A 473-nucleotide genomic window follows, 5' to 3' on the forward strand; every position below is an offset into this window, starting at 1 on the left:
TTCATCCAGGTCTGCGGCACAGGCACGCAGGACCTCGACGGCCGCCTCGTTATCCAGCAGCGCCAGCAGCAAATGCTCCACGGTCATAAACTCATGACGGTGGCCACGTGCGTGGCGAAACGCCTCGTTAAGCGTCATTTCAAGTTCTTTGCTGAGCATAAGGCTACCTCACTGCATGGGCCCGCAAGGGCATCAGGCCTGTTCCACCTGACACATCAGCGGATGCTGATTCTCCCGGGCGTATTCCACCACTTGCGTGGCTTTTGTTTCGGCTATGTCCTGGGGATACACCCCGCACACCGCCTTTCCTTCAGTGTGCACGGTGAGCATGACACGGGTGGCCTGCTCACGGCCCAGATTGAAGAAGTCTTCCAGTATCTCTACCACAAAATCCATCGGCGTGTAGTCATCATTCAACATCAACACCTTGTACATGGATGGCGGTTTCAGCTTCGGCTTGGCCTCTTCCACGG

The 473-nt window shown here is 56.4% G+C and carries 2 protein-coding genes; both read right to left on the reverse strand.

From position 1 onward, the window contains the following. A partial coding sequence (locus A3754_RS26050; protein ID WP_156496902.1) for a Clp protease N-terminal domain-containing protein occupies window positions 1–159 on the reverse strand: 159 nt, incomplete at its 3' end. 33 nt (window positions 160–192) lie between these two features. Continuing rightward, window positions 193–471: an ATP-dependent Clp protease adapter ClpS gene (gene clpS, locus A3754_RS07680; RefSeq protein ID WP_082904769.1), complete on the reverse strand. Its 279-nt coding sequence runs from the start codon at window positions 469–471 to the stop codon at window positions 193–195. Window positions 472–473: the final 2 nt, after the last annotated feature.

The organism is Alcanivorax sp. HI0083 (genome assembly GCF_001635175.1).